The sequence below is a fragment of the Planomonospora algeriensis genome, from assembly GCF_977012225.1.
Map to the genome: position 1 here is coordinate 1 of NZ_CDRNDK010000136.1, position 14089 is coordinate 14089.

The following is a 14089-nucleotide window of genomic DNA, read 5'->3' on the forward strand; positions in this document are numbered from 1 at the left end:
GTCGGCGCCCGGTCCGCCCGCGGCCCGATCCCGGCGGGCGCGGGCGCCCGTTCCGCTGCGGCTCCTCCACCGGGTACGGCCGGCGGCGGGTCCGTGCTCAGGCCTTGGGGCCGGTGCTCTGCACGACCTCGAACGACCACACCTCGGCCCCGGAGGCGGCGGGACCGCCGTGCCCGTGCCCGTGCCCGTGGCCCTGCCCCTGGGCCTGCTCCTGGCCGTGCCCGTGTCCCTGCCCGTGTCCCTGCCCGTGGCCCTGCGCGCCCGCCTCGGCCGCGGCCTGGGCGTGGCCCCGCTGGAAGGCCTGGCTCTCGGTCCAGCGCGTGAAGTCCTCCTCGGACCGCCAGCGCGTGTAGACCAGGTAGCGATCGGTGCCGTCGACCGGGCGGAGCAGCTCGAACCACTCGAACCCGTCGGCCGACTCCACGATCCCGGCCCGGTTCGAGAACCGGCGCTCCAGCTCCTCGCGCATCTCCGCGGGCACCGTGAGCACGTTCATCTTCACAACCGACACGTGGGCTCCTCTTCCGGGACGTCTTCTCCGATCACCATACGATTTCTCTCCCGCGGAGGGGGAACCGCTCCGGCGGGCGTGGCGGGGGACGGCGGGCTCCGTGCCGGGGGCCGCGCCGTACCCGGCGGGGGCGGTCCGGCGGGACCGCGACCGCGACTAGCCTTGTGGGGTGCGTATAGCGAGGTTCTCCACAGGTGACGGTGTCGGATTCGGGGTGGTCGAAGGCGGCCCCGGCGAGGAGTTCGTCTCCGGGATCTCCGGTCACCCGTTCGGCCCGATCCAGTTCACCGGTGAGCGGCACGCGCTCTCGCAGGTCAAGCTGCTCGCGCCCATGCTGCCCAGTAAGGTCGTCGCCATCGGCAAGAACTACGCCGAGCACGCCCGCGAGATGGGCGGGGAGGTCCCCGACGAGCCGCTGGTGTTCCTGAAGCCGTCCACCTCGGTGATCGGCCCTTCGGAGGCGGTCGCCTACCCCGTCGGCTCTCCCAGCGGGTCGACTTCGAGGGCGAGCTGGCGGTGGTCATCGGCAGGCTCTGCCGGGAGGTGCCCGTCGAGCGGGCCCATGAGGTGATCTTCGGTTACACCTGCGCCAACGACGTCACCGCCCGCGACCTGCAGAAGAAGGACGTGCAGTTCACCCGGGCCAAGGGCTTCGACACCTTCTGCCCGCTCGGGCCGTGGATCCAGACCGAGCTCGACCCGGCCGACCTGGGCATCACCACGAAGGTGAACGGCGAGGTACGGCAGAGCTCGCGCACCTCCAAGCTCATGTACGACATCCCCGCGCTGATCGCGCACGTGAGCGCGGTCATGACCCTGATCCCCGGCGACGTCATCCTGACCGGGACGCCCGAGGGGGTCGGGCCGCTCGAGATCGGCGACGAGGTCAGCGTCAGCATCGAAGGTATCGGCACTCTCAGCAACCGGGTGGTCTCGCGATGATCAGGGTTCGTTTCGCTCCTTCGCCGACCGGCATGTTCCACGTCGGCGGCGCCCGCTCGGCGCTGTTCAACTGGGCCCTGGCCGAGCAGTCCGGGGGCCGCTTCGTGCTGCGCATCGAGGACACCGACGCGGCGCGCAACCGGCCCGAGTGGACCGAGGGCATCCTGTCCGCGCTGGCCTGGATCGGCATCAGCGGCGACAACCCGGTCTTCGAGGGCCCGCACTTCCAGTCGGAGAACGAGCCGCAGCACCGCGAGGCCGTCGCCAAGCTGCTCGCCGACGGCAAGGCCTACTACTGCGACTGCACCCGCGAACTGCTCCAGGAGCGCACCGGCTCCGAGCACAAGGGCTACGACGGCTTCTGCCGCGACCGGGCCCTGTCCGCGGGCGCGGTCCGCTTCCGCACCCCCGACGAGGGCGTCACGGTCGTGGACGACGTGATCCGCGGCCGGGTGGAGTTCCCGAACGACGCGCAGGAGGACTTCGTCGTCGCGCGCAGCGACGGCTCCCCGCTGTACGTCCTGGCCAACGCCGTCGACGACATCACCCAGGGCATCACCCACGTGGTCCGCGGCGAGGAGCACCTGGCCAACGCCCAGCGCCAGCAGCTGCTCTGGCCCGCGCTCGGCGCGAACCCGCCGGTCTGGGCGCACCTGCCGGTGATCGTCAACGAGCAGCGCAAGAAGCTCTCCAAGCGCCGGGACAAGGTGGCCCTGGAGTCCTACCGCGAGGAGGGCTACCTGGCCGAGGCGATGGTCAACTACCTGATGCTGCTCGGCTGGGGACCCGGCGAGGACCGGGAGATCATGCCCTGGGCGGAGATGGCGCCGCTGTTCAAGCTGGAGGACGTCAACTCCGCGAACGCGTTCTTCGACGAGAAGAAGCTGCGCGCCTTCAACGGCGAGTACATCCGGGCCCTGCCGCTGGAGGAGTTCACCGCGCGCTGCGAGCCGTGGCTCGACCCGAGCTGGGACCGGGGGCTGTTCGCGAAGGTCGCGCCGCTGGCCCAGACCCGCATCGCGGTCCTGTCGGAGATCACCGCCAACGTGGACTTCCTCTTCCTGGCCGAGCCGGTCTTCGACCAGGCGTCGTGGGACAAGGCGATGAAGAACTCCCCGGAGGAGATCCTCGGCGGTTATCTCGCCCGGCTGGAGACGGCGGACATGGACCCTGAGTCGCTGAAGACGGCGCTGGAGGAGGTCGGCGCCGAGCACGGGCTCAAGCTCGGCAAGGCCCAGGCCCCCGTCCGGGTGGCGGTCACCGGGCGGACGGTCGGCCTGCCGCTGTTCGAGTCGATCGAGGCTCTCGGCCGGGAGCGCTCGATCGAGCGCCTGCGCGCGGCGCTGACGCGCCTGCGAGGCTGAGCGCGGCCCCGGCCGCCATCGACAGCCAGACGCCGGTCGCCCCGAGCGCGGAGCCGAGGAGGGCGGCGAGGGGCAGCTGGACCGCGAAGCCCGCCAGCGTGGCGGCGAGCAGCCGGTTGCCCCTGCCCTCGGCCTGGAGCACGCCGCCCAGCGCGATCAGGCCGCCGAACGGGACGAGATAGAGCGTCATCCAGCGCAGGAAGTCCACGGCCGCGGCGGCCACGGCGGGGTCGCCGGTGAACAGGCCCGCCGCGGGCGCCGCGACCGCGTTGAGCACGGCGGCGACCGCCGCCCCGGTGGCCAGGCCGTACCGGAGCACCGGTCCGGCCCGGCCGGTGCGGGCGGTGCGGATCATCGCGGCCTGGCGGAGCGCGTAGAAGGCCATCACCCCCGCCAGCATGATCTTCATGCCGATGCCGTACCCGGCCAGCGCCGCGACCCCGAGCCCGCCCACGATGTCGACCATGAGCAGGCCGGCCAGAGCCCTGGCCAGGAAGTCGCCGGACATGGGCAGGCCGGTGCGGAGGATCTCCACGGCGTGCGCGCGGGCCGGGGGCTCCGGCTCCGCGGGTCCGGTGGCTTTCCGGCCCGTGCCCGTCTGCTCCGCGGTCCCTACGGCCGCGGGCACGGGGGCGGCGCCGGACGTCCGCCGCAGGAGCAGGGTCAGGGAGACGGCGAGGGTGACCAGCCGGGCCAGCACGGTCGCCAGCGCCGCGCCGGGCACGCCCAGAGCCAGGCCGTAGATGAACAGCGGGTCGAGGGCGACCACCAGCGCGTTGCAGAGCAGCGCGTTGCGCATCGGGGTCCTGGTGTCCCCGAAGCCCTTGAAGATCCCGTCGGCGAGGGACTGGGCGTAGAAGACCGGGACCCCGGCCATGGAGACCAGGAGGAAGCCGGCGGTCAGGGCGGCCACGGTGGCGTCGTCGGTGAACAGGCCGGCGAGCGGCGCGCGGAGCAGCACCCCGGCGGCGGCCACGGCGAGACCGGCCGCCGCGCACAGCAGCCACGCCGTACGGACGACCGGGGCGGTGGGCAGCCGGCCGTCGCGCCGGCCCACCAGGACGGTGGTTCCCGTGGTGACGGCGAGTACCACGCCCAGCACGAGGTTCTCCGCGCTGGTCGCGATCGTGACGGCGGCCACCGCCCGGTCGCCCAGTCCGGAGACCCAGAGCAGGTCGATCAGGCCTACGGCGACCACGGCGGTCAGCAGTTCCACGTAGACGGGCAGGGCGAGGCGGATCAGCGCCATGGTCATACCTCGATTCGATATAGCTCGTTTAGAGGTATAGCGTTACGATGCATTCATGGCAAGCGGCGATCTGACCCTGTCGATCCTGGGCCTGCTCGGCGAGGGGCCCAAGCACGGCTACGAGCTCAAGGGCCGCATCCACCAGCTGAGCGGTCACCTCCGCCCGGTCAGCGACGGCGCGCTCTACCCCGCGATCGCCCGGCTGGAGAAGGCCGGGCTGCTGGAACGGCACGAGGAGGAGGGGGAGGCCGCCGCCCGCCGCCAGGTGCTCTCTCTGACGGACGCGGGCCGGGCCGAGCTGCTGCGGCGGCTCCGCGAGCCGGACGGGCTCGACATCAGCGACCAGACCCGGTTCTTCGGCCTGCTGACGTTCCTGTCGCAGCTTCCCGACCGCGCGGACCAGGTCCGGGTCCTCCGCCGCCGCCTCGACTTCCTCCAGACGCCCGCGAGCTTCTTCTACGCGGACGGCCGGCCGCAACGGGCCGAGGAGGTCTCCGACCCGTTCCACCGCGGCATGTTGCTGATCGCGCGGGCCACCGGCACTGCCGAGAAGCAGTGGCTGCGGGAGGCGATCGCAGCGCTGGAGTCGTGAAAGAGGCCAGGGGGAGGCGGGAGCCGCCTCCCCCTGGCCGGAGCGGCTCCCCGCCCCGGGATCAGGCCAGCAGGCCCCGGCGCTCCAGCAGGGGCTCGATGCGCGGGTCGCGGCCGCGGAAGTCGCGGAAGGCGTCCATCACGTCCTTGGACCCGCCGACCGACAGCAGCGTGGCGCGGAAGTGGTCGCCGTTCTCCCGCTTCAGGCCGCCGTTCTCCTTGAACCATTCGACGCTGTCGGCGTCGAGGACCTCGCTCCAGATGTAGGAGTAGTAACCGGCGCTGTAGCCGCCCACGCCGGACGAGAAGATGTGCGCGAAGTAGTTCGTCCGGTAACGGGGGCGGACCAGCTCGAAGGCGATCCCGGCGCGCTCCAGGGCGGCGGCCTCGAACGCCTCGGGGTCCTCGACGGTCTCGCCCGGGGCGAGCCGGTGCCAGGCCCAGTCCAGCAGCGCCGCGGCGAGGTACTCCACGGTCGCGAAGCCCTGGTTGAACTTCTCCGCGGCCCGCATCTTCTCCAGCAGCTCCGCGGGGACGGGCTCACCCGTCTCGTGGTGCCGGGCGAAGCCCTCCAGGATGGACGGCCAGGTCGCCCACATCTCGTTGACCTGCGAGGGGTACTCCACGAAGTCGCGGGGGACCGTGGTGCCGGAGACCCGGGGGAAGCGCACGTCGGAGAAGAGGCCGTGCAGGGCGTGGCCGAACTCGTGGAAGGCGGTGTTGACCTCGTCGAAGGTCAGCAGCGTCGGACCCTCCGCGGGCTTGGTGATGTTGAGGTTGTTCATCACCACGGGCAGTTCGCCGAACAGGCGGGACTGGTCCACCAGGTTGTGCATCCACGCGCCGCCCCGCTTGGTGGGCCGCGCGTAGGGGTCGAAGACGAACAGGCCGAGCGGCGACCCGCCGGCGTCGGCGACCTCGTAGACCCGCACGTCGGGGTGGTAGCCGTCCAGGTCGGGCCGGTCGGTGAAGGTGACGCCGTACAGCTCGCCGGCCGCGCGGAAGACGCCGTCCCGCAGCACCCGGTCCAGCTCGAAGTACGGGCGCAGCTCGGCGCCGTCGAAGTCGTAGCGGGCCTTGCGCACCTTCTCCGCGTAGAACGACCAGTCCCACGGCTCGAGGGCGAACCCGGCCTGCTCGCTCAGCGCCTCGGCCTCCCGCCGGGCGTTGGCCACGGCCGGGCCCACCAGCTTGCCGAGCAGCTCCTCGACAGCGGCGGTGGTCTTGGCGGTCTGGTCGGCGACGGAGTAGGCCGCGTGGTTCGGGAAGCCGAGCAGGGCCGCCCGCTCGGCGCGGAGCGCCGCCATCCTGGCCGCCAGCTCGAAGTTCTCCGGCGCCCGGTTCACCGAGAGCTCGTACAGCCGGCGGCGCGTCCCGCGGTCGGTCAGCTCGGCCAGGGCCGGCTGGTTGGTGAAGTTGAGCAGCGGCAGGACGTACCGGCCGTCCTTCTCGATCGCCTTGATCGCGCTCTCGGCGAGCCCGTCCAGCTCCTTGGCGTCCTCGACGACCAGGGCCGAGTCGGTGGAGGCCGCCAGCAGGTTCTGGGAGAAGGCCGTGGCGAGCGTGGAGAGCTCCTCGTTGAGGGCCCTCAGCCGCTCCTGCTCGGTCTCCGACAGCTCGGCCCCGGCCCGGACGAAGTCCTCGCGGTACTTCTCCAGCAGCCAGGCCTCCTCGGGGTCGTCGGTGGAGACCTGCTTGATCCGGGCGTAGAGCGCGCGGTCCAGGTGGATGGCGTCGGAGTGCTTGGTCAGCCGGGGGGCGATCTCCTTCTCGATCGCCCGGATGCCGTCGGTCGCGTCGGAGGAGGCCAGGCTGAAGAAGACGGTCGCGGTCCGTTTCAGGATCTGCCCGGAGCGTTCGAGGGCCTCGACGGTGTTGGCGAAGGTGGCCGGTTCGGTGCTGTCCGCGATCTCCGCCACCTCCCGCAGTTGCTCGGCCATGCCGCGTTCGAACGCGGGCAGGTAGTGCTCCTCGCGGATCTCGGCGAAGGGCGGCAGGCGGTAGGGAAGCGGGCTGGTCGTGAAGAAGGGGTTGGACGGGTTCACGGTCAAGGCGTGGGCTCCTCGCGTACGGATCACGGCGGATTGATCTCCTGAGCAGCGTTACACAGACGGGCCCCGCCGGGCACTCCGGCGTCACGAGGCGAGGTTCCGGGCGGGCCTCGGGCAATCGTTTTGGTCCTTGCGCTCAAGGTGGGCTATTCTTTCGGAGTCGCCAGGGCGCTCCGAAAGGAAAGTCCGAAGCGGTGGGGTATGGTGTAATTGGCAGCACGACTGATTCTGGTTCAGTTAGTCTAGGTTCGAGTCCTGGTACCCCAGCTGCGATCTCCTCGCGGAGATCGCTGCGGATCCGGTCCCCTCCGGATCCGATGACAGTGTGTAGGGTCCCGTCGTCTAGTGGCCCAGGACGCCGCCCTCTCAAGGCGGTAGCGCCGGTTCGAATCCGGTCGGGGCTACATCGCAGGACCCCTGGAAGCATCCGCTTCCAGGGGTTTTTCGCATTCTCAGGCCGACCCCTTGATTGGATAGTGGCGCTGTCTGATAATTGGGTACCATAGATATCCAATGGAGGTCTGTGATGATCACCCTGCTGGCGGACGGGCGCGAGGACACGATCGACGGTCTGGTGGTGCCGTACGGCGCGCCGGTGCTCGGCTGGGAGCGCAAGCCGCACGGCTGGTGCCGGGGTGAGGCGTGCATCCCGATCTACCGGCCGCTTCCCGACTGGCAGGAGACCGCCGGGTGAGAGTCCGGCGGCGGCGGGTGTGCAGCAGGGCCGCCGGGTGAAGCCCCGGGGCGGGAGCGTGCGGAGGGCCGCCGGGGGCGATCCCCGGCGGCCCTCCGCCCGGCGCGCTAGTTGCTGCCGGAGCGGGCCTTGAACAGCGCCCGCTTGGCGGCCTTGCCCACCTGCCGGTCGGGGTGGGCCTTGGCGATCGTCTCCAGCAGCTCCTCCAGGTGCGGGTGGGGGACCTTCCAGATGACGTCCAGCAGGCCGACCAGCATCGAGGCGGGGCCGATGTCGTCCAGGCTGCTGACGAACTCGGGGCGGCCGAGGCCGGCGGAGATGGTCAGCATGTCGAGGATCAGCCAGTGCGTGTCGGCCTGGGTCGGCGCGGGGACGTCCTCGACGCCCAGCTGGGCCAGGTGCGTGGCCGCGTAGGGGTGCAGGGACGGCTCGTCCAGGGCCCGGCGCCAGGCCGGCACGGCCACCTCGCCCAGCGAGCCGACCACGCTGGCCGCCTGGACGCGGACCAGCGCGTCCGCGTCGTCCTCCGCCGCGGCCGCCAGCAGCTCCTCGGCGGCCCGGGCGGGCTCGCGGAGCTCCATCCACGCGGCGAACTCGGCGTCGGCCTCCTCCTCGGGCAGCTCCGCGCTGAAGGCGAGCAGGTCCAGGGCCGTCATCGCGTCGATGGCGGGCCGGGCGTCCAGCTCGATGTCGGCCTCGTCCACCAGGTGGACGAGGCCCTCCATGCCCAGCGGCGTCAGCCGCACCTGGTCGTGCTCGACCTCGACCATGCCGTATCCCGACAGCCAGTCCAGCACCGGGTTGAGCGGGTCGCCGTACTGCGCGGTGGCGGCGTCCCAGGCCTCGGCGCCCAGGTCGTCGTACTCGGCGGCGGCCTCGGCCAGCTCGGTGCGGAGCTCGTCGAGGGATTTGGAGCCGGTCGCCAGCAGCACCCGGACCAGCAGCGCCCGGGTCAGCCCGGACAGCGCGATCGTGGCGTCCTCGTCGTCCAGCTCGGGGTCGCCGTAGTCGATCGAGTGCAGCCCGGCCAGCCAGGCGTCCAGGACGTCGTCGTCCTCCTCGAAGGGCCAGTCGGCGGTGTCGGGGTCGACGCTGACGGTGTCCTCGCCCTCGGGCTGGAGGAAGTCCAGGTCGATCGCGAGGTTCCAGACGTTCCACAGGGCGGGCACGGCGTCGGCCAGCCGGCCCTCCACCGCCTCCGGCACGGGGAACCCGAGGACGGCCAGCGCCTCGGCGATCTCGGCGTCGGTGAGCAGGTCCTCCTCGCCCACCCGGCGCTCGGTCCCGACCCAGACGGCCAGGTCCCGCGCCTTTGCGATCAGGACGGACCCGCGTGCCGCCCCGGCCAGCTCGGTGTCGGGGCGGAGCCGGATCGTGGGCAGCGCGGCGAGCCGGTCGGCGAACGGCTCGAAGTCGCCCAGGCCCTCGAACTCCTCCTCGTCGTACTCCTCGTCCTCGCCGTCCTCGCCGAGGAGGTCCTCCATCGCGTCGACGACGTCGTCCTCGATCTCGTCGAGCTCGGCCAGCATCTCCTTGAGCGGGGAGGAGCCCGCCGACAGCCGGGCGGTGTCCGACAGGTAGGCCAGGTAGGCGCGGACGGCGGGCACCAGTCCCTCCGCCGCGGCCTCGGGATCCTCCACCACCTTCGGCATCCGCTCCAGCAGCACCGTGCGCAGATCGGAGGTCCTCCAGCGGCCGACGTCGTCGGAGGCGATCAACCGGTGCCACAGGGCGACGGAGCCCACCAGGTTCGGATCGCTGCCGGGCGCGTTCTCACGGGCCCAGAGGATGAATTCTTGGAGCAGGGGACGCAGTTCAGCGGCGGCTGCCTCGATGCGATCTGTCACCCGCCCAGCCTAGGGGCCCGCAGGGGTGCTCGCCTCCTCATATCGGGTGGGCGACCGGCCGCGGTGCACGGTGTTCCGGCACGGTGGCCCGCCCGGCGTTCCGGCGCGGTGTTCCCGTACGGCTCAGCCGTTCCTGCGCATCGCCTCGGTGATGCGTTCGGCGGCGGCGACCACGGGGGCGGCGTGCAGCCGGCCGGGGGTGCGGGTGAGGCGCTCGATCGGCCCGGACACCGAGACCGCGGCGATCACCTTGCCGCCCGCGCCCCGTATCGGCGCAGAGACGCTGGCCACCCCCTGCTCGCGCTCGCCGACGCTGTGGGCCCAGCCCCGGCGGCGGACGCTCGACAGCGTGGCCGCGGTGAACTTGGCCCCGCGCAGGCCGCGGTGGAGGCGGTCGGGCTCCTCCCAGGCCAGCAGGATCTGCGCGGCCGAGCCGGCGAACATCGGCAGGGCCGAGCCGACGGGCACGGTGTCGCGCAGCCCGCTGGCCCGCTCGGCGGCGGCCACGCAGACGCGCTCGTCGCCCTGGCGGCGGTAAAGTTGTGCACTTTCTCCGGTCATGTCCCGCAACTGGGTGAGCACCGGTGAGGCGACGGCCAGCAGCCGGTCCTCGCCGGCGGCCGTGGACAGCTCCGAGAGCCGCGATCCCAGCACGAACCGGCCCTGCGTGTCGCGGGAGACGATGCGGTGGTGCTCCAGCGCGACCGCCAGCCGGTGGGCGGTGGGACGGGCCAGGCCGGTCGCCTGGACGAGCTGCGCGAGGGATGCCGGGCCGGCCTCGAGGGCGTTGAGCACCAGAACGGCCTTGTCGAGTACGCCGACTCCGCTAGAGTTGTCCATACACCGATACTGCCGTCTCGACATATGAGAAGGCAAGTCGGGCGACGACGCGCAGCGTCGCAACGAAAGGGAGGCGACAATGGGCCGCACGCTGGCGGAGAAGGTCTGGGAGCAGCACGTCGTGCGACGTGCCGAGGGAGAGCCCGACCTGCTCTACATCGACCTGCACCTCATCCACGAGGTGACCAGCCCGCAGGCGTTCGACGGCCTGCGCATGGCGGGGCGGACCGTGCGGCGGCCGGACCTCACCATCGCCACCGAGGACCACAACGTCCCGACCCTGCTCGGCCCGATCACCGACCCGGTCTCCAAGACCCAGGTCGAGACGTTGCGCAAGAACTGCGCCGAGTTCGGCGTCCGCCTGCACCCGATGGGCGACGCGGGCCAGGGCGTCGTGCACATCATCGGCCCGCAGTTCGGCCTGACCCAGCCCGGCATGACCATCGTGTGTGGCGATTCTCACACCTCGACGCACGGCGCCTTCGGCGGCATCGCGTTCGGCATCGGCACCTCCGAGGTGGAGCACGTGCTGGCCACCCAGACGCTGCCCGCCTACCGCCCCAAGACGATGGCCATCGAGGTCTCCGGCGAGCTGCCGGCCGGCGTCACGGCCAAGGACCTGATCCTGGCGATCATCGCGAAGATCGGTACCGGCGGCGGCCAGGGCTACATCGTCGAGTACCGCGGCGAGGCCATCCGCAAGCTCTCCATGGAGGGCCGGATGACCATCTGCAACATGTCCATCGAGGCCGGCGCCGCGCGGGCATGATCGCCCCCGACGAGACCACGTTCGCGTACCTGAAGGGACGGCCCCACGCCCCGGCCGGCGAGCAGTGGGACGCCGCCGTCGAGTACTGGAAGTCCCTGGCCACCGACTCCGACGCCGTCTTCGACGCCGTCGTGGAGATCGACGCCTCGACCCTGACCCCGTTCGTCACCTGGGGGACCAACCCCGGCCAGGGCGCTCCGCTGGGCACGGCCGTGCCGGTGCCCGAGGAGACCGACGACCCGGCGGCCGCCCGCCGCGCGCTGGAGTACATGGGACTCACCCCGGGCACCCCGCTCCGCGAGGTCGAGGTGGACACCGTCTTCGTCGGCTCGTGCACCAACGGCCGGCTGGAGGACCTGCGGGCCGCGGCCGAGGTGCTGCGCGGCCGCAAGGTCGTGACCCGGACGCTGATCGTCCCCGGTTCGATGCTGGTCAAGCTCCAGGCCGAGCAGGAGGGCCTGCACGAGGTGTTCAAGGCCGCCGGCGCCGAGTGGCGCGAGGCGGGCTGCTCGATGTGCCTGGGCATGAACCCCGACACCCTCGCCCCCGGCGAGCGCAGCGCCTCGACCTCCAACCGCAACTTCGAGGGGCGCCAGGGCAAGGGCGGCCGCACCCATCTGGTCTCGCCCGCCGTCGCCGCCGCCACCGCCGTCACCGGCAAGCTGACCGCCCCCGCCGACCTGGCCTAGGAGACACGACCATGGAAGCCTTCACCACGCACACCGGCCGGGCCGTGCCGCTGCGCCGCAGCAACGTCGACACCGACCAGATCATCCCGGCCGTCTGGCTCAAGCAGGTCAGCCGGACCGGTTTCGAGAAAGGCCTGTTCTCCGCCTGGCGCGAGGACCCGGACTTCGTCCTGAACCAGCCCGCCTACCAGGGCGCCTCGATCCTGGTCTCCGGACCGGACTTCGGCACCGGCTCCTCGCGCGAGCACGCGGTCTGGGCCCTGCAGCAGTACGGCTTCCGCGTCGTGATCGCGGCCCGGTTCGGCGACATCTTCCGTAACAACTCCACCAAGATGGGGCTGCTCCCGGTCGTGCTGCCGGCCGAGACCGTCGAGGCGCTGCAGTCGGCCGTGGAGGCCGACCCCGCCCTCGAGGTCACCGTCGACCTGGGGGAGCGCCAGGTGCGCTGGGGCGCCGAGTCCGCCGGTTTCGAGATCGACGACTACACCCGCTGGCGGCTGATGGAGGGTCTGGACGACATCGGACTGACCCTGCGCAACGCCGACGATGTGACGACGTACGAGAATGGTCGGCAGCCATGGCTGCCGACGACGGTCTGACCCGTTCAGAACGAGAGCTGGCGCGGCTGCTGCGCGAGGCGCACAGCCGCGTCCGCGTGCTGCCCGTGCCTCCGGAGACGCGGCAGCGCCTGGCCAAGCACCTGCTGGCCATCTGCGGAGCGGCCAAGCAGACCTGGATCGAGCGGCCACACGCCTGGAATCGTTCCTGATTGACCTCGATGACCTGGTTTCAGACACGCGGAGTGCTGGAAATATTGCGGAAGGTGATTGAGTCACACGCTTCCGTCCCCTAATTTCAAGCGGGTAAGGGTCTCTCGCTCCACCTGAGACCCCTCTCGGCGAAAAATCGGGTGAGACGGGCTTCCTGTCTTGAGACCCACTCCCGGACATCGGCAACAAGGGGCAATCTTCATGAACAAGAAAGAACTCGTCGACGCCATCGCGGATCGGGTGGGCGACAAGAAGACGGCCACCGAGGCCGTGAACGCCGTGCTCGACACCATCCAGAAGGCCGTCGCCAGCGGCGACAAGGTCTCCATCACGGGGTTCGGCGCCTTCGAGATGGCGCACAAGCCGGCCCGCACGGCCCGGAACCCCTCGACGGGCGCCGAGATCAAGGTGGCAGAGAGCTGGGCGCCGAAGTTCCGCGCCGGCTCCGACTTCAAGGACCTCGTCAACGAGGGCGGCAAGCGCGCCGCCAAGAAGTAGCACCCGCGGACAGGCGGCATCCGCCGAGCGGCGGACTCGCACATCGGGCGCCCGGATCCCCCATGGGACCGGGCGCTCGGCGTGTCCGGCGTCCGCGGGTCAGCTCGGCAGCGGGAACGTCGAGAGCGTCACGTAGGTGACCAGGCCGCCGTCCACGGAGATGTTCACCCGCTGGCCCGGCCTCAGCAGCCGGAGCGGCCCGGCGTCGAACGCCCCGGCGCCGAACGGGATCTCGGTCCCGTCGTCCAGGAACACCGACCCGGACCGGGTGGCGGAATCGAAGGTCCTCACCGTCGCCTGCACGCCCACCACCCTAACGCGGCCCGGTCTCCCCGCCCGCGGTTCGCGCCGCCTGCCGTACGGGGAAAAGGGTTTGACCGGCGCATCGCGGGCGGCGATCATTCACGGCTGTGCGGATCAGGGACGATAGTGCGGGAATGTGGCGGAACAGGTCGTTCCAGCTGTTCCTGGGCGCCGACGCGATCAGCCAGTTCGGGACCCAGGTCACCATCGTGGCCCTGCCGCTGGTCGCCCTGCTCACGCTGGAGGCGAGCCCTTTCCAGCTCGGCGTGCTCACCGCCGCGGAGACGGCCGCCTTCCTGCTCGTCGGGCTGCCCGCCGGCGTGTGGGCGGACCGGTTGCGGCGCCGCCCGATCATGATCTGGAGCGACCTGCTGCGGGGCGCGGCCCTGCTATCCGTCCCGGCCGCCGTGCTCCTGGACGCGCTCACCCTGCCGCACCTGTACGCGGTCGCACTGCTCATGGGCCTGGGATCGGTCTTCTTCGACGTCGCGCACATGAGCTTCCTGCCCTCTCTGGTCGGCAGGGACGACGTGCTGCGGGGCAACGGGGTCCTGGAGACGCTGCGCAGCACGGCGGTGCTCTCCGGTCCCCCTCTGGGCGGCGGACTGGTGCACGCGGTGACCGCGCCGGTGGCCCTGCTCGCCGACGGGGTCAGCTATCTGGCCTCGGCGCTGCTGCTCGGCGGGGTGCGGGTGCAGGAGGATCCGGCGCCGCCCGGGGAGCGGCGGCGGCTCCGGGAGGAGGTCGCCGAGGGGGTCCGGTACGTCGCCGGCCATCCGGTCCTGCGGCGCATCGCCCTGGTGGGCGCGCTGGTCATGCTCTCGAACGGCGTGTGGGCGGTCGCCCAGCCGTTCTTCCTGCTCGGGGTCCTCGACGTCGGTCCGGTGGGGTACGGCCTGCTCCTGGCGGCCGCGCCCGCCGGCTGGCTGGCGGGCGCGCTCCTCGCCGCCCGCGCCGCCGCCCGCTTCGGC

At 71.7% G+C, this 14089-nt stretch carries 12 protein-coding genes, 2 tRNA genes and 3 pseudogenes; 11 read left to right on the forward strand and 6 right to left on the reverse strand.

Annotated elements, in window-relative coordinates; genetic code table 11:
• Positions 1-97 precede the first annotated feature (97 nt).
• Entirely contained in the window at positions 98-511 is a 414-nt protein-coding gene (locus ACWJ6R_RS16205; RefSeq protein WP_449063021.1) for an antibiotic biosynthesis monooxygenase family protein, read from the reverse strand.
• A gap of 169 nt (positions 512-680) precedes the next feature.
• Here ACWJ6R_RS16205 and ACWJ6R_RS16210 point away from each other — a divergent pair.
• Positions 681-1453, forward strand: a pseudogene (locus ACWJ6R_RS16210) (fumarylacetoacetate hydrolase family protein).
• Positions 1450-2817: a glutamate--tRNA ligase gene (gltX, locus tag ACWJ6R_RS16215; RefSeq protein ID WP_449063022.1), complete on the forward strand. Its 1368-nt coding sequence runs from the start codon at positions 1450-1452 to the stop codon at positions 2815-2817. Before ACWJ6R_RS16210 ends, gltX begins: the two are co-directional and overlap by 4 nt.
• On the opposite strand, the gene ACWJ6R_RS16220 is transcribed toward gltX, so the two are convergent.
• On the reverse strand, positions 2711-4072 hold the full coding sequence (locus tag ACWJ6R_RS16220; RefSeq protein WP_449063023.1) for an MATE family efflux transporter: 1362 nt from the start codon (positions 4070-4072) through the stop codon (positions 2711-2713). The genes gltX and ACWJ6R_RS16220 overlap by 107 nt on opposite strands.
• 49 nt (positions 4073-4121) lie before the next feature.
• On the opposite strand from ACWJ6R_RS16220, the gene ACWJ6R_RS16225 reads away from it, so the two are divergent.
• Positions 4122-4658, forward strand: a complete 537-nt coding sequence (locus ACWJ6R_RS16225; protein WP_449063024.1) for a PadR family transcriptional regulator — start codon at positions 4122-4124, stop codon at positions 4656-4658.
• A 61-nt stretch (positions 4659-4719) separates the two neighbouring features.
• Here the strand turns inward: ACWJ6R_RS16225 and ACWJ6R_RS16230 are convergent, their stop codons facing one another.
• Entirely contained in the window at positions 4720-6702 is a 1983-nt protein-coding gene (locus tag ACWJ6R_RS16230) for a M3 family metallopeptidase (RefSeq protein WP_449063032.1), read from the reverse strand.
• Between the two features lie 201 nt (positions 6703-6903).
• On the opposite strand from ACWJ6R_RS16230, the gene ACWJ6R_RS16235 reads away from it, so the two are divergent.
• From ACWJ6R_RS16235 to ACWJ6R_RS16245, 3 genes and pseudogenes are all read left to right on the forward strand, one after another.
• Positions 6904-6975 (forward strand) — tRNA-Gln (locus ACWJ6R_RS16235).
• Between the two features lie 64 nt (positions 6976-7039).
• Positions 7040-7112: transfer RNA gene (locus ACWJ6R_RS16240), tRNA-Glu, on the forward strand.
• Between the two features lie 122 nt (positions 7113-7234).
• Positions 7235-7360, forward strand: a pseudogene (locus ACWJ6R_RS16245) (TlpA disulfide reductase family protein); the annotation flags it as partial.
• 149 nt (positions 7361-7509) lie between these two features.
• On the opposite strand, the gene ACWJ6R_RS16250 reads toward ACWJ6R_RS16245, so the two are convergent.
• Together ACWJ6R_RS16250 and ACWJ6R_RS16255 are read right to left on the reverse strand one after the other, a co-directional pair.
• Complete coding sequence (locus tag ACWJ6R_RS16250) at positions 7510-9249, reverse strand: hypothetical protein (protein WP_449063025.1); 1740 nt, start codon at positions 9247-9249, stop codon at positions 7510-7512.
• Positions 9250-9372: 123 nt separating this feature from the next.
• A complete protein-coding gene (locus ACWJ6R_RS16255; RefSeq protein ID WP_449063026.1) occupies positions 9373-10089 on the reverse strand; it encodes an IclR family transcriptional regulator in 717 nt (238 codons plus the stop codon).
• Between the two features lie 79 nt (positions 10090-10168).
• Here ACWJ6R_RS16255 and leuC point away from each other — a divergent pair.
• From leuC to ACWJ6R_RS16275, 4 genes and pseudogenes are all read left to right on the forward strand, one after another.
• Positions 10169-11547: pseudogene (gene leuC, locus ACWJ6R_RS16260) on the forward strand (3-isopropylmalate dehydratase large subunit).
• A gap of 11 nt (positions 11548-11558) precedes the next feature.
• On the forward strand, positions 11559-12146 hold the full coding sequence (gene leuD, locus ACWJ6R_RS16265) for a 3-isopropylmalate dehydratase small subunit (RefSeq protein WP_449063027.1): 588 nt from the start codon (positions 11559-11561) through the stop codon (positions 12144-12146).
• Positions 12125-12316 carry an SCO5555 family protein gene (locus ACWJ6R_RS16270; protein WP_449063028.1) on the forward strand — a complete coding sequence of 64 codons (192 nt, stop codon included), beginning with the start codon at positions 12125-12127 and terminating at the stop codon, positions 12314-12316. The genes leuD and ACWJ6R_RS16270 overlap by 22 nt, the downstream gene beginning before the upstream one ends.
• A gap of 202 nt (positions 12317-12518) precedes the next feature.
• Positions 12519-12815, forward strand: coding sequence for an HU family DNA-binding protein (locus tag ACWJ6R_RS16275; protein WP_449063029.1), 297 nt, complete (start codon positions 12519-12521; stop codon positions 12813-12815).
• A 99-nt stretch (positions 12816-12914) separates the two neighbouring features.
• On the opposite strand, the gene ACWJ6R_RS16280 is transcribed toward ACWJ6R_RS16275, so the two are convergent.
• Entirely contained in the window at positions 12915-13118 is a 204-nt protein-coding gene (locus ACWJ6R_RS16280) for a hypothetical protein (RefSeq protein ID WP_449063030.1), read from the reverse strand.
• Positions 13119-13252: 134 nt separating this feature from the next.
• Here ACWJ6R_RS16280 and ACWJ6R_RS16285 point away from each other — a divergent pair.
• A partial coding sequence (locus ACWJ6R_RS16285; protein ID WP_449063031.1) for an MFS transporter occupies positions 13253-14089 on the forward strand: 837 nt, incomplete at its 3' end.